A 19,847-nucleotide genomic window follows, 5' to 3' on the forward strand; every position below is an offset into this window, starting at 1 on the left:
GTTCCTTTAATCCGAGACGTCGCTTTTTGGCGGTTGTCATGCCCGGTTTGGCCGATTATTGCACTGCAATGATGCGATGAGCCACAGGAGTTGCGAATGGCGCAGGTAATTGACGGCAAGCGTGTTGCCGAGGATGTCTTGAGCAAGGTGAAGCAGGCGACTTCCGAGCTCGCCGCGCAAACGGGCGTTGTTCCCGGTCTCGCTGTTATCATCGTCGGCGACGACCCGGCCAGCCACGTCTATGTCGCCTCCAAAAGCCGGATGGCGAAGGAGTGCGGCTTCAAATCCGTCCAGCACACCTTGCCCGCCGAGACGACGCAGGAGGAGCTGGAGGCGCTCGTCGCTTCGCTGAACGGCGATCCCTCGATCCATGGCATCCTAGTCCAACTGCCGCTGCCGAAACATCTGAAATCCGAGCCGGTGATCCAGTCGATCCTGCCGGAAAAGGATGTCGACGGCCTCCACGTTGTCAATGCCGGCAAGCTGGCCACCGGCGATCTGGAAACGGGTCTGGTCTCTTGTACCCCCGCCGGCGCGATGGTGTTCGTCCGCCGCACCCATGGCGAAGATCTTTCCGGCCTCAACGCGGTGGTCATCGGCCGCTCGAACCTCTTCGGCAAGCCGATGGCGCAATTGCTGCTGAACGCCAACGCCACGGTGACCATCGCCCACAGCCGCACGAAAGACCTGCCCGCCCTCTGCCGCACCGCCGATATCCTGGTCGCCGCCGTGGGCCGTCCGCAAATGGTGAAGGGCGACTGGGTGAAGCCGGGCGCGACCGTCATCGACGTCGGCATCAACCGCATCCCCGCACCGGAAAAGGGCGAAGGCAAGACACGGTTGGTCGGCGATGTGGATTATGCCGAAGCTGCGGAAGTGGCAGCCGCGATAACGCCGGTCCCGGGCGGTGTCGGGCCGATGACCATTGCCATGCTGATGGCCAATACGGTCATATCGGCCTATCGGATGGCGGGGAAGGCAAGCCCGAGGTTTTAAGTTACGCTGCGGGTATTAAGCTCGCGCCTTCCCTCCCCCTTGCGGGGAGGGTGGCCCGATAGGGTCGGATGGGGGTGGTGACGTTTGCGCCACGGCTTTTCGAAGCAAGCACAAACGTCACCACCCCCAATCCGCCCGCTCCGCGGGCACCTTCCCCGCAAGGGGGAAGGAAGGGTGTATCACCGCCTCAAAACACCGAAGCGCCCTGATCCGCCCGTCCCGCAATCTGGCGGAAGGCGGTGAACAGTTCGCGGCCCATGCCGAACTGGTTGCCCGAAAGATCGACTTTATCTATCTCCCGCGCCGCCAGTTCCGCCGCGCTCACCAGCACCTCCAGCGTCCCGGCGACGGCATCGAGCCGCACGATATCGCCGTCGCGGATCTTGCCGATCAACCCGCCGTCGAGCGCTTCCGGCGTCACATGGATGGCGGAGGGCACCTTGCCGGAGGCGCCGGACATGCGCCCGTCGGTGACGAGCGCGACGCGGCGGCCACGATCCTGCAATATGCCGAGCACGGTGGTCAGCTTGTGCAGTTCCGGCATGCCGTTGGCCTTCGGCCCCTGGAAGCGGACGACGGCGACGAAATCGCGGTCGAGCTTGCCCGCCTTGAAGGCTTCGTTGAGCGCCGCCTGGCTGTCGAAGACGAGGGCAGGGGCCTCGATCACATGCCGCTCCGGCTTGACGGCGGAAATCTTGATGATGGCGTTGCCGATATTGCCGATCAGCACACGGATGCCGCCGCTCGGCTGGAACGGCTGCGAGGCGGGCGCGAGCACCTTCTCGTCGCCGCTCGTTGCCGGTGCGGGGCGCCGCGCGACATTGCCGGCCTCGTCCAGCATTGGCTCGATGGCGTAGGGGCGCAGGCCTTCGCCCCAGACGGTGCGCACATCCTCATGCAGCAGCCCGGCGTCGAGGAGTTCGCGGATGAGGAAGCCCATGCCGCCCGCCGCGTGGAAATGGTTCACATCGGCAAGCCCGTTCGGATAGACGCGCGCCAGCAGCGGCACCGCGTCGGAAATATCGGCGATGTCGCGCCATGTCAGCTGAATGCCCGCTGCCGCCGCCATGGCGATCAGATGAATGGTGTGGTTGGTCGAGCCGCCGGTGGCGTTGAGTCCAACGACGCCGTTGACGATGGAGCGCTCGTCGATCATCTCGCCGACAGGCGTATATTCATTGCCGAGCGCGGTGATGGCGAGCGCGCGCTTCGCCGCTTCCTTCGTCAAGGCGTCGCGCAAGGGTGTGCCGGGATTGATGAAGGAGGCGCCCGGCAGGTGCAGCCCCATGATCTCCATCAGCATCTGATTGGAATTGGCCGTGCCGTAGAAGGTGCAGGTGCCCGGCCCGTGATAGGATTTCGACTCGGCTTCGAGCAGTTCGGCGCGGCCCACCTTGCCCTCCGCATAGAGCTGGCGGATGCGCGCCTTCTCGTCATTCGGCAGGCCCGTGGTCATCGGCCCGGCGGGGACGAACACGGCGGGAAGATGCCCGAAGGTCAGCGCGCCGATCATCAGCCCCGGCACGATCTTGTCGCAGACGCCGAGGAAGACGGCGGCGTCGAACATATCATGCGAAAGGCCCACCGCCGTTGCCATCGCGATCACGTCGCGCGAGAACAGCGACAGTTCCATGCCCGCGAACCCTTGCGTGACGCCGTCGCACATCGCGGGCACACCGCTCGCCACTTGCGCCACGCCGCCCGCCTCGCGCGCCGCCTGCTTAATCAGCTGCGGAAAGGTCTCATAGGGCTGATGCGCCGACAGCATGTCATTATAGGCGGTGATGATGGCAAGGTTCGGCACCACATCGCCCGCCAGATCCGCCTTGTCCGCCGGGCCGCAGGCGGCGAAACCATGGGCGAGATTGCCGCATCCCAGAAACGACCGCGCCGGCTTCCTCGTCGCCGCCTGCCGCACGCGGTCGAGATAGGCCTCACGCGTGCGTCTGGAGCGCTCGCGAATGCGGTCGGTAATGTCGAGAATTCGCTTGTCGGCGGACATTCATATTCTCCTGAAAGCGGTTCGTTTCTTTCCCTCCCCCTTGCGGGGAGGGTGGCCCGCAGGGTCGGGTGGGGGTGGTTAAGGCAGCGCACTGACGGCAATCTTGGCCCACTGCCTTTACCACCCCCATCCGCCCGCTCTGCGGGGTTCGTCGCTGGAAAAGCCAAATCGTTGGCTTTTCCTCGGCCTTCGGCTGAACACTCCTCAATCCCCGCAAGGGGGAAGGAGGGCGCAACTTCTTAAGCCCAGTACACCTGCACTGGGGTGGCCGCATGGTTCAGCACCGCGCGGATCGGCATTTCGGTTTCGGTCCCGGTCTCCATCGCGCGGGTCAGCACCTCGCGCTTGGCCGCGCCTTCGATGTGGAGCACGATGAAGCGGGCTTCGACAATGACAGGCAATGTCAGCGTCAGGCGCGGCTCGCCAGCGCCTTCCGCCTGCATCGGCAGCACCAGAGCCGTTCCCTGCGGATCGATTGCATCGCCAAGCCTGTCGCCGCCCGGGAAGAACGAAGCCGTATGCCCGTCCGTTCCCATGCCGAGCACCACCACGTCGAAGGGCATAGACAACGCCGCGATCCAGTCGTCCGCTGCCTTTGCCGCCTCTTCCGGGGTGGGCGCGGCGTTATATAGCCCGATGAACTTCGCCTTGCCCGCCTTTGCCTTGAGAAGATGCGTGCGCACCAGCCTTTCGTTGGAGCGGGCATTGTCAGGCGGCACGAGGCGCTCATCCACCAGCGTTACGGTGACGGACGCCCAGTCGATGTCATGCTGCGACAGCGCTTCGAACAGGGCGACTGGCGTCGTCCCGCCGGAAACGGCAAGCACAGCCTCGCCGCGCTCGCGCACGGCCTTATCCAGCCGCGCCGCGATTTCGGCTGACAGCGCCGAGGCCAGCGCGGCGCTATCTGCGAATTCATGCCATTCGATCGCCATGGCTTAAAGGCTCTCGTGCCAGGTGCGGCCGTCCCGCTCGATGAGCGCGATGGCTCCGGACGGGCCCCACGTGCCGGCGGTATAGCCCTGCACCGGCTGGCCGCTATCCTCCCACCCTTGCAGGATCGGGTCGATCCAGCGCCAAGCCGCTTCCACCTCGTCGCGGCGCATGAACAGCGTCTGGTTGCCGCGCACCACATCCATGATCAGCCGTTCATAGGCGTCCGGATTGCGTTCCTTGAAGGATTCGGCGAAGCTCATGTCCAGCGGCACATGGCGCAGGCGCATGCCGCCGGGGCCGGGGTCCTTGATCATCAGCCATTGCTTGACGCCTTCGTCCGGCTGCAGCCGGATGACGAGCTGGTTGGCGAGGATGCGGCCCGCATTTTCATCGAAGATCGAATGCGGAACCTGCTTGAAGGTGACGACGATCTCGGAAACGCGGGTGGCGAGCCGCTTGCCCGTGCGCAGGTAAAAGGGAACGCCCGCCCAGCGCCAGTTGGCGATATCAGCCTTGATGGCGACGAAGGTCTCGGTGTTGCTCGTATGCCCTTCCAGCTCGTCGAGATAGCCCTTGACCGGCCCGCCCGCCGAAGCGCCCGCGCGATACTGGCCGCGCACGGTGCGATCCTCGACATTGGCGTTGGTGATCGGCTCGAGCGAGCGCAGCACCTTTACCTTCTCGTCATGGACGGCGTCGGCCTCCATGGAAGAAGGCGGCTCCATGGCGACGAGGCAGAGCAATTGCAACAGATGGTTCTGCACCATGTCGCGCAGCGCGCCCGCCTTGTCGTAATAATCGGCGCGGCCTTCGAGCCCCACCGATTCCGCCACGGTGATCTGCACATGGTCGATATGGGCGGAGTTCCACAAGGGCTCATAGAGCACATTGGCGAAGCGCAGCGCCATCAGGTTCTGCACCGTCTCCTTGCCCAGATAATGGTCGATGCGGAAAATCTGGTCCTCGCGGAACACGCTGCCGATGGTGTCGTTGAGCGCCTTCGCCGATTTCAAATCGCGCCCGATGGGCTTTTCCACGATGATGCGCGTATCCGGCGTAATGAGGCTGGACGCCTTCAAATGCTGGGCGATATCGCCGAAAAGCGAGGGGCTGACCGCGAGATAGAAGACGCGGATACGTGCCGGGTCCTTTTCGATCAGCGCCTTCAGCGCATCCCAACCATTGTCGGTCTTGGCATCGACCGCGACATAGGAGAGGCGGGCGATGAAGGTCTCGACCTCCTTGTCGTCGACCTCGTCAGGCTTGACGAATTCCTTGATGGCCGCGCGGGCGAAGGCGCGATATTCGTCATCCGTCATCGGCGAGCGGGAAGCGCCGATGATGCGGGTGGGCTCCGAGAGCTGGCCGGCGCGCTGGCGCTGGTAGAGCGCGGGTATCAGCTTGCGCTCCGCGAGGTCCCCCGAGCCGCCGAAAATGATGCAATCGAAAGGCGCTACCGGTATGGTCTGGCTGGTCATGGGCTTCTCTTCGCTAGCATGGCGGGGCGTATAGGTGGCATATAATCTAATCGATTTAAGACTGCCAGTCTCAATTCGGTGAATTTGGGTGCCGCCGGCGTCCTAGACCTTATCGACAAGCGCATACCAGGACATCGCCAGAAACAGGAGCGGGGCGCGCAGGCTTCTGCCGCCGGGGAAGGGGGGGATGTTGAGGTCTTCGAACAGTTTCAGCCGCTCGCGATTGCCCGCCACCGTCTCCGCATAGAGCCGGCCCATGAAATTGGCGAGCATCACGCCATGGCCGGAATATCCGCCGATGGAGATGACATTGGGCATCACCTCGCGCACGAAGGGCTTGCGCGGCATGGTAATGCCGACCGAGCCGCCCCAGGCATGGGTGATCTCGGCATTGGAGAGATCAGGATAAATTTCCGCGATCTGCCGGCGGATATGGCTGCTGATGTCGCGCGGATTGTCGGCGGTATAAGCCTCCCGCCCGCCGAAGAGCAGCCGCCCATCGGGTAGGCGCCGGAAATAGCGCACCACGAAGCGGGAATCGTCAACAGACTCGCCGCCCGGCAGCACGGGGCTGTCATTGCCCAGCGGCACCGTCGCCCCGATGAAGGAGCGGATCGGCATGACATGCGCGGCGCTGACAGGTTCGAGCCCCCCGCCATGGGCGTTGACGGCAATGAGCGCCTTTGCCGCCGTCACGTCGCCCCGGCCGGTCGTCACGGTGACGAGGCCATTTTCGGAACGAATGCCGGTGACGCGCGTATTCTCGAAGAGATGCGCCCCCGCCTTGACCGCCGCCCTGGCCGTGCCGACCACGAGCTTCAGCGGATGGATATGCCCCGTTCCCGCATCATACGTGCCGCCGAAAAAACGTTCCGAGCCGAGCCGATCCGCGGTCTCCTGCCGGTCCATGAAGCGGATATGCGAATAGCCGAAGCGCGAAGCCATCAGCTCCGCATGGGCCTGATAGTGTTTCAGATAGCGCGGCTTGTGCACCACCGACATCTGCCCCGGCACGTAATCCATGTCGATCCCGTGCGTATCGGCAAATTGCAGGAGATGCGCCTTGGCCTCCTCCGCCACGTCGAACAGGGCCCTGGCGCGAGTAAAGCCGTATTCCCGCTCCAGCTCCTCCGGCCATGTCCGCTGGCCGGTATTGAGCTGCCCGCCATTGCGCCCCGACGCCCCGTCGCCGAACCGCGCGGCTTCCAGCAGCACCACGTCCACGCCCATCGCCGCCAGATGATAGGCGGCGGAAAGCCCGGTATACCCGCCGCCGACAATGACGATGTCAGCCCGCCGCGAGCCGTCGAGCGCCGGATACTCCGGACGCTCGCCGACACTTGCTTCATACCAGGAGATGCCGGGGGAGATGGGAGATTGATAGGGCATGGTCGGCTTAGCCTAAGGGAGTAGGGGAGTAAGGGAATAAGGGAGTATGTTATTCCGGTTCTGATAGCTTGCGGATGAGAAGCCTCAACAATTTGCCGACGCTTTCGCTCAATGCTATGATCGGGGCGATGGCCTCTTTGTTGCTAAAGCCCAATCTCTCAGCAATGAGCAAATGGGTTTCAAGCTCTTTCAGCGAGCCTTGCGCAATGCGTAAGAACTGCTGATATGCTTTACGGGTATCCCGACCATATTCTTCAGCGATATTCGCTGGGATGGAAACGGCGGCACGGCGGACTTGGCCAGTCAGCCCGTAAATCTCTTCGCGGGGCCAGGATTCGGTAAATTTATAAACTGCCGTTACCAATTCCATGGCTTGTTGCCACGCCATGATATCCCGATAAGAATTGATTGCCATCCCCCGTTCCCCGTGTATGTCCCCTTACTCCCTTACTCCCTTACTCCCTTACTCCCTTACTCCCTTACTCCCTTACTCACTTAAACATTCAACAGCAGATACTCCCGCTCCCAGGGGCTGATGACTTCCATGAAAGTCTCGAATTCCGCCCGCTTGATTGCGGCATAGGTGGTGACGAAGGCGTCGCCGAGGATTTCGCGCAGGTCCTCGTCATCTTCGAACAGCATCGTCGCTTCGATCAGTCCGCGCGGCAGCTCGATTTCGTCCTCATTGACCGTGGTGCCCGTCGGCTCGTCCGGCTTGATCTTCTTCGTCATGCCGATGAGCCCGCAGGCGAGCGAGGCGGCGAGCGCCAGATAGGGGTTGGCGTCGGAGGAGGGGATGCGGTTTTCGACGCGGCGCGACGAGGGATCGGAGCGGGGCACGCGGAAGGCGGTCGTGCGGTTGTCGTAACCCCATTTGACGTTGACCGGCGCGGAAGCCGCCTTGGTCAGCCGCCGGTAGGAGTTCACATAGGGCGCGAACATGACGAGCGCGTTCGGCACATGCTTCTGCATCCCGCCAATGAAATGGTGGAATGCTTCGCTTTCGCTGCCGTCCTCATTGGTGAAGATGTTGCGCCCGGTCTTCTTGTCGACGATGGACTGGTGGATATGCATTGCCGAGCCCGGCTGGCCCTGGATGGGCTTGGCCATGAAGGTGGCATACATCTCATGCTTCAGGGCCGCCTCGCGGATGGTGCGCTTGAACATGAACACCTGGTCGGCCAGCTCCACGGGGTCGCCATGGCGCAGGTTGATTTCGAGCTGCCCCGCGCCCTCTTCATGGATGAGGGTGTCGATCTCCAGCCCCTGTCCCTCCGAGAAATGGTAGATATCGTCGATCAGCTCGTCGAACTCGTTGACCCCGGCGATCGAATAGCCCTGTCCGCCGCCGATGGCGCGGCCTGAGCGCCCCACGGGCGGGGTGAGCGGATAGTCCGGATCCGGGTTCTTGCGCACGAGATAGAACTCGATCTCAGGCGCGACCACGGGCCGAAGGCCGAGCTTGTCATAGGCGGCGATCACCCGACGCAGCACATTGCGCGGCGTGAACTCGACCGCGCGCCCGTCCTGATGCGCCAGATCGCAGATCACCTGCGCCGTCGGATCGCTTTCCCACGGCACGACGCTGAGCGTCGAAAGGTCGGGCACCAGCTTCAAATCGCCATCGTCAGCCGGATAGGCGAAATCGCCGTCATCCTCGGGGTAGTCGCCTGAGATCGTCGCCATGAATACGGCGGAGGGCAGGGCGAGCGAGGTGTTGGAGGTGAATTTCTTCGACGGCATCATCTTGCCGCGCGCCACGCCGGCCTGATCGGGCGTAATGCACTCGATATCTTCAATGTCGCGCCAGGCGAGCCACTCAGAGACCTCGCGCCAATCCTTAACACCGCGAAGCGATTTGACATATTGAGGCGTCCGGCGCTGCTTCGGTCGCGCCGGCTTCTTCATATTGGCTGGCATCAATCACCAAAAAAATGTTTCGTCACAGGGTGACGATAGCATAGGGCAGTGCGTTATGGCACGCCTGAAGCCATTGTTTTTTAGCCGGGAAGTAAATGAAGAAAGCGACGGGCGGAGGGTTTGCACCCTCCCTCCCCCTTGCGGGGAGGGTGGCCCGAAGGGTCGGGTGGGGGTGGCGAAGTTTGCGCTATGGTCTTCAGCAAAAGCGCAAACGTCACCACCCCCATCCGCCCGCTAACGCGGGGTTCGTCGCTGGAAAAGCCAAATCGTTGGCTTTTCCTCGGCCTGCGGCCGAACGCTCCTCAATCCCCGCAAGGGGAAGGAGGAGGTGCGCTCACACCCCAAATTGCCCCTTCAGCTCCGGCACCGCCTGCACCAGTGCATCCACCAATTGCGGGTCGGCCTGCCGCGCATAGGCGAGGACTTCTCCCCCTGCGGCGCTGATCTGCTGTTCCGTCAGCCCGCTGGCTTTGAGAGCGGCCACGCCGTTGAGAAGCGCGCCGACCTCCTCTCCGGTATTGCCGCCAAGAAAACTGGTGATGGTTCCGAGAACGCCCAAATTCGCCTGCCCCTGCGCCATCACATCATTGGCCGCGGCGAGCTGCGCCGCGCCCGGTAGTTTGGCGAAGATCTGCGCCGAAAGCTGCGGCGATTCATGCTGCAGGACGGAAAACACGATCCCCGCCACCTTTTCCGCCACCTGCGGGCTGATATTGGCTTTGGTCGCGACGGTATCGATGAGTGCTTGTATTGCCATGGCAGTCCCTCATGATTCTATATCAATACTTTTGACATGAAAGTAATGACGAAGAAATGACATAGCAATACTATGGGAGTAAGTGAGTAGGGGAATAGGGGAATAGGGAATAGGGTGGATTTCTTCAAAGGATCGTGGAACACTCCCTTACTCCCTTACTCCCTTACTCCCTTACTCCCTTACTCCTTTACCCGCCTACTGCCTCACAATCACCGGCACCAGTAAATCCCCCCAGTTCCCATCGCCGCCGTGATGCCGGGCGGAGCGGACGAGTTCAACCGAGACGCCCGCTTCCACGGCCTTCATGACGGACTGGTTGAGCCGGTGGAGATCGTTGGCGAGCATGCGGATCAGCGCCTGCTGGTCCGTGGTGAGGGCGGAGGATTGCTCCTCGGCCCTTTCCTTGACGGGTATCGGTGTCATCGCTCTTCTCCTATTCAGCCGCGGGGCGGAACTGCGCGCTTTCGGTGGATTCCTTCATCGCGGTGGTGGAAGACTGGCCGCCTGATATCGCCAGCGACACCGCGTCGAAATAGCCGGTGCCCACTTCGCGCTGGTGCTTGGTGGCGGTGTAGCCATTGGCCTCGGAGGCGAATTCCGCTTCCTGCAATTCGGAATAGGCGGCCATCTGGCGGTCCTTATAGCCCCGCGCCAGCTCGAACATGCCGTGGTTCAGCTGATGGAATCCCGCTAGCGTGATGAACTGGAATTTGTAGCCCATCGCGCCCAGCTCCCGCTGGAACCTGGCAATGGTCGCGTCATCGAGGTTTTTCTTCCAGTTGAAGGAAGGCGAGCAATTATAGGCCAGCAGCTTGCCCGGATGCGCCTTATGGACGCTTTCCGCAAATCTCCGCGCCTGTTCGAGGTCCGGCTTCGATGTCTCCATCCAGATCAAGTCGGCATACGGCGCATAGGCGATGGCGCGGGCGATGCAGGGCTCGATGCCGTTTTTGACCTGGTAGAAGCCTTCCGCCGTGCGCCCCGCCTCGTGATCGACAAAGGGCCGGTCGCGCTCGTCGATGTCGGAGGTCAGCAGCTTCGCCGCCTCGGCATCGGTGCGCGCGACGATCAGCGTCGGCACGCCCATGATATCGGCAGCCAATCGCGCGGCAGTGAGATTGCGGATATGCGCCGCGGTCGGGATCAGCACTTTGCCGCCGAGATGCCCGCATTTCTTTTCGGATGCCAGTTGGTCCTCGAAATGCACGCCCGCCGCGCCCGCCTCGATATAGGCTTTCATGATTTCGAACGCATTGAGCGGCCCGCCGAACCCGGCTTCCGCGTCGGCGACGATGGGTGCGAACCATGTCTCGACCGAAAGCCCCTTTCCTTCGGCGGTCTCGATCTGGTCGGCGCGCTGGAGCGTGCGGTTGATGCGGCGGCAGAGTTCCGGTCCGGCATTGGCCGGGTAGAGCGACTGGTCGGGATACATGGCGGAAGCCGTGTTCGCATCCGCCGCCACCTGCCAGCCGGAGAGATAGATCGCCTTCAGCCCAGCGCGCACCATCTGCATCGCCTGATTGCCGGTCATCGCGCCGAGCGCATTGACGAAATCATCCTCGTGGATGAGCTTCCAGAGCCGGTTCGCCCCCATCTCCGCCAGCGAATAGCGGATTTCCACCGAGCCACGCAGGCGCTGCACGTCGTCAGGCGTATAGGGGCGCTCAATTCCGTCGAAACGGCCTTGCGGAGCGATTGGAACGAGCTTGTAAAAATCAGTCATAACGCGGTTTCCCTTTTTGGCTCCATCCCGCAAGCGGCTTGCTTGCGTCTATGACTGAATTTACAGTTTGGGTGTGAACCGAGCGAGGAAATTGCGGAAATCCTGGCTTCAAATCGGGTCATGCTGTAGAGATTTTGACCGCTGCGTTTTGTGAAATTGTAAATCTTGTAACAATCGTTGCATTGCCGGCTGCTGCGCGAGATTGTAAAGATTGTATCGGTTGAACAGATGCGAGGGTAAAATGGCTGAACAGAAAATCTTCGCCGGCCCGCGCATCCGGCGCATCCGCAACGAGCGCGGGCTGACGCAGACCGCCATGGCCGAGTCGCTCAGTATTTCGCCCTCTTATCTCAACCTCATCGAGCGCAACCAGCGTCCGCTGACGGTGCAGCTGCTGCTGAAGCTCGCCAGCACCTACAGGCTCGACCTCGACAGCCTCCATGCGGAAAGCGGGGTAACCGTTGCGGGGCTGAAGGAGGTCTTCTCCGATCCGCTTCTTGCGGGCGAACTGCCCGGCGATCAGGAGCTGGTGGAAATCGGCGAGGCCGCGCCCAATGCCGCCGCTGGTATCGTCAAGCTCTACCGCGCCTATCGCGAGCAGTTGGAACGGCTCTCCGACCTTGCGACGCTTCTGGCCAATGAGGGGCGCGAGACGTCTCTCTCCGCCGCGCGCCTGCCGCTCGATGAGGTGCATGACGTGATGGAGCGTCGGCCCAACCATTTCCCGCTTATCGAGGAGGAGGCGGAGAGCTTCATCAACTTGCTCAAACCGGGCGACGACCTGATGGGCGCGCTTAAAAACTGGCTGCGCGCCGAGCATGGCATTGCGGTGCGCACGCTTCCCGTTTCCGCCATGCCCAATTGGCGCAGGCGCTATGACCGCCATTCGCAGCGGCTCTTCCTGTCCGAGAGGCTGTCACCCTTCGACCAGCTGCGCGAGGTGGCGATGGAGGCGGCGCTCATCCGCATGCAGGTGGTGATACAGGCCGAGATCGAGCGGCTGAAGCTTTCCTCCAGCGAGGCCCGCCGCATCGCCCGATTCGAGCTTGGCCGCTATGCCGCCCATGCGCTGATGATGCCTTACCAGCCGTTTCTCGTGGCGGCGCAGCGCGCGCGCTACGATATCGACGTGCTGCGCTCACGCTTCGGCGTCTCGTTCGAGCAGGCCGCGAACCGGCTCACCACGCTGGCAAGGTCGGGCGCGGCGGGCGTGCCCTTCTTCATGCTCGAGGTGGACCACGCCGGCAACCGCTTCCGCCGGGCGGGGGCGCTGGGCTACCCGCAGGCGCAGTTCGGTGGATCGTGCCCTAAGCTCGCCGTCTATGCCGCCTTCGCCCAGAACGCGCAGATCCTGGTCGAGGCGGTGGAAATGCCTGACGGCACGAAATTCCTCACCATCGCCCGCACGCTCGATGGGCCGCAGGGCGCATTCGGCGAGCGCCCGCGCCGCACCGCGCTTCTCCTCGGCTGCGATATCGTCTTCAAGGATGACATCGTCTATGGCGCGGCGCTCACATCCGCCCCGCCGACGCCCACCGGTCCGGCCTGCCGAATCTGCGAGCGGCAGGGCTGTCTTGCCCGCGCCGAGCCGCCGCTGACCCGGCCCCTCGGGCTCGATGAAATGGTGACCGGTCTCAGCGCTTTCGATTTTCAATAATAAAGGCTATGAGGCGATTGACGAAACCCCCGCAATCTAAAAAAGTGCGGGAATGGCGGGGTTGCTGAAGGGCCTCGAGCGGGTGTGAAAATGGGAGTTTTCCAGATGAGTATGAAAACGCTTTTCTTGACGGCCGGCGTTGCGCTCGCCACGGCCATTGCGCCTGCCTTCGCGCAGGAGCGGGTGGTCAATGTCTATAACTGGTCGGACTATATCGACCAGTCCATCCTTGATGATTTCACCAAGGAGACGGGCATCAAGGTCGTCTATGACGTCTTCGATTCCAACGAGATCCTCGAGACGAAACTCCTTGCCGGCGGCTCGGGCTATGACGTCGTGGTGCCCTCGGGCGAGTTCCTCGGGCGTCAGATCCCGGCAGGCGTGTTCCAGAAGCTCGACAAGGCGAAGCTATCCAACTTAAAGAACATGTGGGACGTGATCCAGCAGCGCACCGCCGTCTACGATCCCGGCAATGAATATTCCATCAATTACATGTGGGGCACCACCGGCATCGGCTATAACAAGGCCAAGATCAAGGCGGCGCTTGGGCTGGATAAGATCGATTCCTGGGATGCGCTGTTCAACCCGGAAATCTCCGGCAAGCTTAAGGATTGCGGCATCTATGTGCTCGATTCCGCCAGCGAGATGCTGCGCCCGGCGCTGAACTATGTCGGCGGCAACCCCAACAAGCCCACGGCTGAGGATTTCGCTAAGGTCGAGGACCTCTTTCTGAAGGTCCGTCCGAACATTCGCAAATTCCACTCGTCCGAATATATCAATGCGCTCGCCAATGGCGATATCTGCATGGCGGTCGGCTATTCCGGTGACATTTTCCAGGCGCGCGACCGCGCCGAGGAAGCGGGGCAGGGCGTCGAGATCGGCTATGCCATCCCCAAGGAGGGCGCCATTATGTGGTTCGACCAGATGGCGATCCCCGCCGATGCCAAGCATGTGGACGAGGCGCATGAATTCCTCAACTACATCATGCGTCCTGAAGTTATCGCCAAGGCGTCGAACTATGTCTTCTACGCCAACGGCAACAAGGCCTCACAGCCGCTGCTCGACAAGGGCATCATCGACAACCCGGAAATCTACCCGGACGCCGCGACGATGGAAAAACTCTTCGTCCCGCAGCCCTACGACACCAAGACGCAGCGCCTGGCGACGCGGGCCTGGACGAAGATCGTGACGGGGCAGTAAGGCACAGCGCCCTCCCTCCCCCTTGCGGGGAGGGTGGCCCGAAGGGTCGGGTGGGGGTGGCGACGTTTGCGCAACGGTTTTCGAAGCAAGCGCAAACGTCGCCACCCCCATCCGCCCGCTGACGCGGGCACCTTCCCCGCAAGGGGGAAGGAGGGCGCGAGCCGGAACGTCACACACCCTTCAAAATCACCCTATAAGGGCGCGGTCATATAGTCAGTCAGTGGGGAGCCGGATGGAATCCTTTGGTAGTTTTCGCCGCAAGTTCGCGCCTTGGAACGATCCGGCGGCAAAGCCCTACATTCAGTTCGAGAACGTCACCAAGATTTTCGGCGATTTCACCGCCGTCGATAATCTGTCGCTCGACGTCTTCAATCGTGAGTTCTTCGCGCTGCTGGGCGCGTCCGGCTGCGGCAAGACCACGCTGATGCGCATGCTGGCGGGTTTCGAAGAGCCGACCTCCGGCCGCATCCTGCTCGACGGGCAGGACTTGCGCGGCATCCCGCCCTATCGCCGCCCCGTCAACATGATGTTCCAGTCCTATGCGCTGTTCCCGCACATGACGGTGGAGGGCAACATCGCCTTCGGCCTGAAGCAGGACGGCATGGCGAAATCCGAGATCGATGACCGCGTGGCGGAGATGCTGAAGCTGGTGAAGCTCGAAAAATTCGCCAAGCGCAAGCCGCACCAGCTCTCCGGCGGCCAGCGCCAGCGTGTGGCGCTCGCCCGCGCCGTCGCCAAGCGCCCCAAGGTGCTGCTGCTCGACGAGCCGCTCGGCGCGCTCGACAAGAAGCTGCGCGAGGAAACCCAGTTTGAGCTGATGGACCTGCAGTGGAAGCTGGGCCTGACCTTCATGATCGTCACCCACGATCAGGAGGAGGCGATGACCATGGCCGACCGCATCGCGCTCATGAACCACGGGCGCATTATGCAGGTGGCGACCCCGGCGGAAATCTATGAGGCTCCGGCCTCGAAATTCGTCGCCGATTTCATCGGCAATGTGAACGTCATCGAGGGCGTGGTCGAAAAGGCAGCCAATGGCGAGGCGGAGATCGTCGCCGCGCCGGAAAAGCTGACCATCCGCGCCGAAACCAGCCTTCCGTTCTCGGCCGATCAGAAGGTCTGGTTCGTCATCCGCCCGGAAAAAATTCGACTGAGCCGCGAGAAGCCGGCGGATACGTTTTTCAACGCGGTCGAAGGCGAGCTGTGGGACATCGCCTATTTCGGCGACCTGACCGTGTTCCACGTCAAGCTCGACAATGGCGCAACCATCAAGGCGGCGAGCCTCAACGCCGTGCGCAAGACGATAAACCCGCTGACCTATGACGAGCGCGTCTGGGTCTCCTTCGATACCGACGCCGGACTGGTGCTGACGGCATGAGCAAGAACGCTGGCTTCCAGAAGATCATAGCGGCCATTGCCGGGCGCGCGGTCATCATCGTGCCCTATCTCTGGCTTCTGGTCCTGTTTCTCATCCCGTTCTTCATCGTGCTCAAGATTTCGCTGTCGCAGACGGCGATATCGATCCCGCCCTATACGCCGAGCTTCGACCTGGCCCAGGGCTTCGCGGCGAATTGGGACAAGCTGAAAGAGCTCTCCTTCGCCAATTATTTTTGGCTGCTGGACGATCCGCTTTATTACAAGGCCTATCTCTCCAGCCTCGTCATCGCCGCCGTCTCGACCGTGCTGACGCTGCTTGTCGGCTATCCGCTCGCCTACGGCATGGCGCGCGCCCCCTCGACGCTACGCCCGACCCTGCTGATGCTGGTCATCCTGCCGTTCTGGACGAGCTTCCTCATCCGGGTCTACGCCTGGATCGGCATATTGAAGCCGGAAGGGCTGCTCAACCAATTCCTGATGTGGGCGCATGTCATCGATACGCCGCTCAACATCCTCAACACCAACACCGCCGTCTTCATCGGCATCGTCTATTCCTACCTGCCCTTCATGGTGCTGCCGATCTATTCGGCGCTGGAAAAGATGGACCATTCGCTGATCGAAGCCGCGCAGGATCTCGGCTGCCGCCCCATCGCTGCCTTCTGGAAGATCACTTTCCCATTGTCGATCCCCGGCGTCGTCGCCGGCTGCTTCCTCGTCTTCATCCCCGCAGTGGGCGAGTTCGTCATCCCCGACCTCCTCGGCGGCTCGCAGACGCTGATGATCGGCAAGACGCTGTGGAGCGAGTTCTTCTCCAACCGCGACTGGCCGGTTTCGTCAGCCGTGGCGGTGGTGCTGCTGGTGATCCTTATCGTGCCCATCGTGCTGTTCCAAAGGGCGCAAGCCCGCGCGCAGGAAAGCGGGAAGTAGGGAGGTTTCTATGGTCGCGCTAGATACCCCCCTCTGCCCTCCCGGGCATCTCCCCCTCAAGGGGGGAGATTGGCCGACACGAATGGCGGCATTCACCCTGAAACGTTTGCGATTGGTGCCGGACGCCGATGACAGCGTAATCTCCCCCCTTGAGGGGGAGATGTCCGGCAGGACAGAGGGGGGTACGGTCCCGCCGACGTATCCATTTCCAAGCAAAAGCCGGGGAAAAGACCGATGAACAACACCTGGTCGCGTTTCAACATCGCCTCGGTCGTGCTGGGCTTTGCGTTTCTGTATCTGCCCATCGTGCTCCTGGTCATCTATTCCTTCAACGAATCCCGCCTCGTCACGGTCTGGGCCGGCTTCTCGACCAAATGGTATGTCGAGCTTTTCCATAACCGCGCCCTGATGGACGCGGCATGGGTGACCGCCCGCGTGGCGCTGCTGTCGGCGAGCGTTGCGACGGTGCTGGGCACGCTGGCGGCGCTTGCGCTCACCCGCTACACGCGCTTTCGCGGACGCATCCTGTTTTCAGGCATGGTCTATGCGCCGCTGGTCATGCCGGAAGTCATCACCGGCCTCTCGATGCTCCTGCTTTTTGTCGCAATCGGCTTCGATCGCGGCTTCTGGACGATCACGCTGGCGCATATCACCTTCGCAATGTGCTTCGTCGCTGTGGTGGTCCAGTCCCGGCTCGTCACCTTCGACCGCTCGCTCGAGGAAGCGGCCATGGACCTTGGCGCGCCGCCCGTCACCACATTCTTCCATGTCACGCTGCCGGTCATCCTGCCGGCGGTCGTTTCAGGCTGGATGCTCGCCTTTACGCTCTCGCTCGACGATCTCGTCATCGCCAGCTTCACCTCCGGCCCCGGCGCCACCACCCTGCCGATGAAGATCTACAGCCAGGTCCGCCTCGGCGTGACGCCGGAAATCAACGCGATCTGCACCATCCTCATAAGCATCGTCGCCACAGGCGTCATCATCGCCTCGCTCGTCAACAAACGGCGTGAGGTGCAAAGGATAAGGGACGAACGGGCGGCATTTCGTGGGGAGTAGCCCGTGACATGGGCCTATGAGCGAAAGAAACTGCAGGTCAATGAGCGCAGCAAACTGCTGGCGAACAATTTCGATCGCTTGTCTACTGCGTTTATCGTCGTTGGGGTTTTGGGAAATACTTTTAATTTTACGCCCGGAGAGGGGTTGGTCCGTGCTCTCTTTAGCGCTGCAGCTTGGATTTTATTCGCAGTCGTATTACATTTAATAGCAAGACGCATTTTAGGGAGTCTAAGGCCATGACCTCCGCAGTCTTCTTCTGGTACGTTTTTCCACTCATTGGCGCAGCTGCGGGTCTGTGCTGGCTTTGGTACGATAAGCATTACAACAGCTCGCGTTGATGTGGGCATACGCGGTCTTGAACGCACGTCCCACGAGACTGTGGTCATGGCAACGCAGATTTTTATGCTGCCGGTTTATGTTGGCTTTCTAAATTCTGCCCATTCCCCTCAATTCCCACCAGTCGCCGCCATCGGCGAGATGAACGGCCTGTCCCATGAGCCGCCGACGAAGAAATTGATCGGCGGCTGGGCTGGTGGCGGCGTGGGAGCGGGTTGGCCGGGCGCGGGCGGGTTCTGCGGCTGTGCTCCATTCGGGATTTGAGCTTGGCCCTGGTTCTGGGCCGCCGGGAAGGCGATCTCGCCCGAAAGCGCCAGGCTCTTGTCGAGGAAGGGCACGATACCGGCGAGCGTCAGGACGCCATTGCCCGTCTCCACCCGTGCGTTTTCGAGCGTCGCCACCCCTTCGGCGATCCCCGCCTTCATGCTCAGCTTGTTGAAGCCGAGCGAGGCGTCTTGCTTGCGCTCCAAAGCGAAGAAGCGCTGGCTGCGCACCTTCCCCAGGAAATCATTGAAGTCGAAGCCCTGCATCTGCCCTTGGCCCAGATCGAGCGACATGGTGCCGCTTGCGTTTTCGAGAAGCGTGGGCCAGCGGTCGAGCGGGCTTTTCAAATTGAGCGATAGATTGCCCTTGCCCGTCAGGAAAGGCTGCATGCCGAAGGCGGAAACGAGGGCGGCGCTGTCCACGTCGGTTCCGTTGAAGCGCAATTCGCCATTGGCTCCGTTCGGCCCTTGCGTGATCTGGAGGGTGGACTGGAGCGATCCGTTGAAGGCCTTCGCATCGCCGATATCGAATGTCGCCTGTCCGCGGTTCACCTGTATCGCCGCGGCGAGATTGGCGAAATTGACCGCACCGAGCGTGGCGTTCTGCGCCGAGAGGCGCAGGTCGAGATCCAGCTGGTTGATGAAGCCCGTGTCGATCCTGTCGTCTCCGCCGGCCGGTAGGGGAATGAAGGTGGAGATAAGCGAGCGCAGGTCGAGCGCCTGAAACGCCAGCGTGCCCGTGACGGCGGGCGTGGGCTGGTCGAGCCCGATCTCGATCACGCCCGTGGCGGACTGCTTGTCGGTCGTCAGCGCCACGTCGCTGAACTTTGCCCGCGCCGGGGTCAGCGTCATGTTGGCCGCCAGTTCCACCGCGCCGATGAGCGAGCTTTCTCCCGATGCCGGCCGGCCCGCCCAGCGCATGGTATCGCTTAAAGAAGGCGATTTCGCCGTCAGCGCGCCCTCGAAGAACATGCTCTGCGAGATATTCGCCTTGCCGTCGAAGGTCAGCGTCAGCGGCTTGGAGGTGATGCTGGCGGTGAGGTTGCTGAGGCCGCCGGCAAGCAGGATCAAGGGCTGGTTGGCGGTGAAGTTGATTTCCGCCGCTTCGCCGCGCCAGTTTGCCCGGCCCTGGAAGCTCGCTGGGCTCGAGGTCTGCGGCCAGTCGAGCGTGCCGTTGATATCGGTGACCTGTTCTTCGAGCGGCGAGCCGAAGCGGCGATAGGCGAGCGATCCGTTCTCGATGACGATGCGGCCGAAGGGCTGCGAGACGAGCTGGTCCACTTTCGGGTCGCTCGGATTGCTGGCCACCAGCGCCTTGGCCTCGCGGATCACCTGGCCGAGCCGCCCCTGCGAGTTCGCCGCCGCCGTGAGGAGCTGCGGCAGGTCCGTTACCGGCTCGTTGAGCCGGAAGCGCGGATGGATGAGTCGCGTTTCCGAGAAGGAGATGTGACCGAGCAGTGCATCGATGGGCGAAAGCTCCACATCGATGCGGTCGGCGGTCATGAATGGCGACTTGCTGCTTTCTCCGGCCTTGCTGAGGGTGACGCCGCTGAGCGACGCCTGAAACACCGGAAACACCGTCAATTGCGGCGGCTGGCGCAGCTCCACACTATACCCGGTCCAGGCGCTGAGCTCCTGCGCCAGCCTGACGCGGATTGCATCCGTCGAGACGATGGAAGGAAGCGCGAAGATACCCGCCACAAGGGCGGCGAACGCAAGAACGATAATCGTCAGAACAAGGCGCAGCGATCGGGGCAGGGACATCGGGCGTGGGTCCACCTGAAGCATCATCGGATCCGAAAACTGGATGATTTTTCGGATCGGATCATG

The 19,847-nt window shown here is 62.2% G+C and carries 16 protein-coding genes; 6 read left to right on the top strand and 10 right to left on the bottom strand.

What is annotated here, in order from left to right:
* The first annotated feature begins 96 nt into the window (after nucleotides 1-96).
* Nucleotides 97-996, top strand: coding sequence for a bifunctional methylenetetrahydrofolate dehydrogenase/methenyltetrahydrofolate cyclohydrolase FolD (gene folD / locus ACOWVG_RS00635; RefSeq protein ID WP_420959438.1), 900 nt, complete (start codon nucleotides 97-99; stop codon nucleotides 994-996).
* Nucleotides 997-1,183: 187 nt separating this feature from the next.
* On the opposite strand, the gene edd is transcribed toward folD, so the two are convergent.
* The 9 genes from edd to aceA form a co-directional block, all read right to left on the bottom strand.
* Nucleotides 1,184-2,998 carry a phosphogluconate dehydratase gene (edd, locus tag ACOWVG_RS00640; RefSeq protein ID WP_420959440.1) on the bottom strand — a complete coding sequence of 605 codons (1,815 nt, stop codon included), beginning with the start codon at nucleotides 2,996-2,998 and terminating at the stop codon, nucleotides 1,184-1,186.
* Between the two features lie 239 nt (nucleotides 2,999-3,237).
* Complete coding sequence (pgl, locus tag ACOWVG_RS00645) at nucleotides 3,238-3,933, bottom strand: 6-phosphogluconolactonase (RefSeq protein ID WP_420959441.1); 696 nt, start codon at nucleotides 3,931-3,933, stop codon at nucleotides 3,238-3,240.
* Between the two features lie 3 nt (nucleotides 3,934-3,936).
* Nucleotides 3,937-5,412: a glucose-6-phosphate dehydrogenase gene (gene zwf, locus ACOWVG_RS00650; RefSeq protein ID WP_420959444.1), complete on the bottom strand. Its 1,476-nt coding sequence runs from the start codon at nucleotides 5,410-5,412 to the stop codon at nucleotides 3,937-3,939.
* A gap of 102 nt (nucleotides 5,413-5,514) precedes the next feature.
* Entirely contained in the window at nucleotides 5,515-6,801 is a 1,287-nt protein-coding gene (locus ACOWVG_RS00655) for an NAD(P)/FAD-dependent oxidoreductase (protein WP_420959447.1), read from the bottom strand.
* A gap of 49 nt (nucleotides 6,802-6,850) precedes the next feature.
* Nucleotides 6,851-7,216 (bottom strand): four helix bundle protein, encoded by a 366-nt coding sequence (locus ACOWVG_RS00660; RefSeq protein WP_420959449.1) that lies wholly within the window; start codon nucleotides 7,214-7,216, stop codon nucleotides 6,851-6,853.
* An 80-nt stretch (nucleotides 7,217-7,296) separates the two neighbouring features.
* Entirely contained in the window at nucleotides 7,297-8,721 is a 1,425-nt protein-coding gene (locus tag ACOWVG_RS00665) for a glutamine synthetase family protein (protein WP_420959451.1), read from the bottom strand.
* 334 nt (nucleotides 8,722-9,055) lie between these two features.
* The gene (locus ACOWVG_RS00670; protein ID WP_420959454.1) at nucleotides 9,056-9,478 is read right to left on the bottom strand and encodes a DUF2267 domain-containing protein; all 423 of its coding nucleotides are present in this window, start codon (nucleotides 9,476-9,478) and stop codon (nucleotides 9,056-9,058) included.
* Between the two features lie 195 nt (nucleotides 9,479-9,673).
* Nucleotides 9,674-9,901 carry a hypothetical protein gene (locus tag ACOWVG_RS00675; RefSeq protein WP_420959456.1) on the bottom strand — a complete coding sequence of 76 codons (228 nt, stop codon included), beginning with the start codon at nucleotides 9,899-9,901 and terminating at the stop codon, nucleotides 9,674-9,676.
* A gap of 10 nt (nucleotides 9,902-9,911) precedes the next feature.
* Nucleotides 9,912-11,201, bottom strand: coding sequence for an isocitrate lyase (aceA, locus tag ACOWVG_RS00680; RefSeq protein ID WP_420959458.1), 1,290 nt, complete (start codon nucleotides 11,199-11,201; stop codon nucleotides 9,912-9,914).
* Between the two features lie 241 nt (nucleotides 11,202-11,442).
* Between aceA and ACOWVG_RS00685 the strand changes: the two genes are divergently transcribed.
* The 5 genes from ACOWVG_RS00685 to ACOWVG_RS00705 all read left to right on the top strand — a co-directional run bounded on the left by ACOWVG_RS00685 (nucleotide 11,443) and on the right by ACOWVG_RS00705 (nucleotide 17,418).
* On the top strand, nucleotides 11,443-12,858 hold the full coding sequence (locus ACOWVG_RS00685; protein ID WP_420959460.1) for a helix-turn-helix domain-containing protein: 1,416 nt from the start codon (nucleotides 11,443-11,445) through the stop codon (nucleotides 12,856-12,858).
* A gap of 105 nt (nucleotides 12,859-12,963) precedes the next feature.
* Nucleotides 12,964-14,058, top strand: coding sequence for a polyamine ABC transporter substrate-binding protein (locus ACOWVG_RS00690; protein ID WP_420959462.1), 1,095 nt, complete (start codon nucleotides 12,964-12,966; stop codon nucleotides 14,056-14,058).
* A gap of 232 nt (nucleotides 14,059-14,290) precedes the next feature.
* Nucleotides 14,291-15,436 carry an ABC transporter ATP-binding protein gene (locus tag ACOWVG_RS00695; RefSeq protein ID WP_420959464.1) on the top strand — a complete coding sequence of 382 codons (1,146 nt, stop codon included), beginning with the start codon at nucleotides 14,291-14,293 and terminating at the stop codon, nucleotides 15,434-15,436.
* Nucleotides 15,433-16,362 (top strand): ABC transporter permease subunit, encoded by a 930-nt coding sequence (locus tag ACOWVG_RS00700; RefSeq protein ID WP_420959466.1) that lies wholly within the window; start codon nucleotides 15,433-15,435, stop codon nucleotides 16,360-16,362. Before ACOWVG_RS00695 ends, ACOWVG_RS00700 begins: the two co-directional genes overlap by 4 nt.
* A 234-nt stretch (nucleotides 16,363-16,596) precedes the next feature.
* Nucleotides 16,597-17,418, top strand: coding sequence for an ABC transporter permease (locus ACOWVG_RS00705; RefSeq protein WP_420959468.1), 822 nt, complete (start codon nucleotides 16,597-16,599; stop codon nucleotides 17,416-17,418).
* 446 nt (nucleotides 17,419-17,864) lie between these two features.
* Here the strand turns inward: ACOWVG_RS00705 and ACOWVG_RS00710 are convergent, their stop codons facing one another.
* Nucleotides 17,865-19,781 carry an AsmA-like C-terminal region-containing protein gene (locus ACOWVG_RS00710; RefSeq protein WP_420959470.1) on the bottom strand — a complete coding sequence of 639 codons (1,917 nt, stop codon included), beginning with the start codon at nucleotides 19,779-19,781 and terminating at the stop codon, nucleotides 17,865-17,867.
* Nucleotides 19,782-19,847 lie beyond the last annotated feature (66 nt).

This window comes from Brucella sp. IR073, assembly GCF_049065735.1.
GTDB lineage: Bacteria > Pseudomonadota > Alphaproteobacteria > Rhizobiales > Rhizobiaceae > Paramesorhizobium.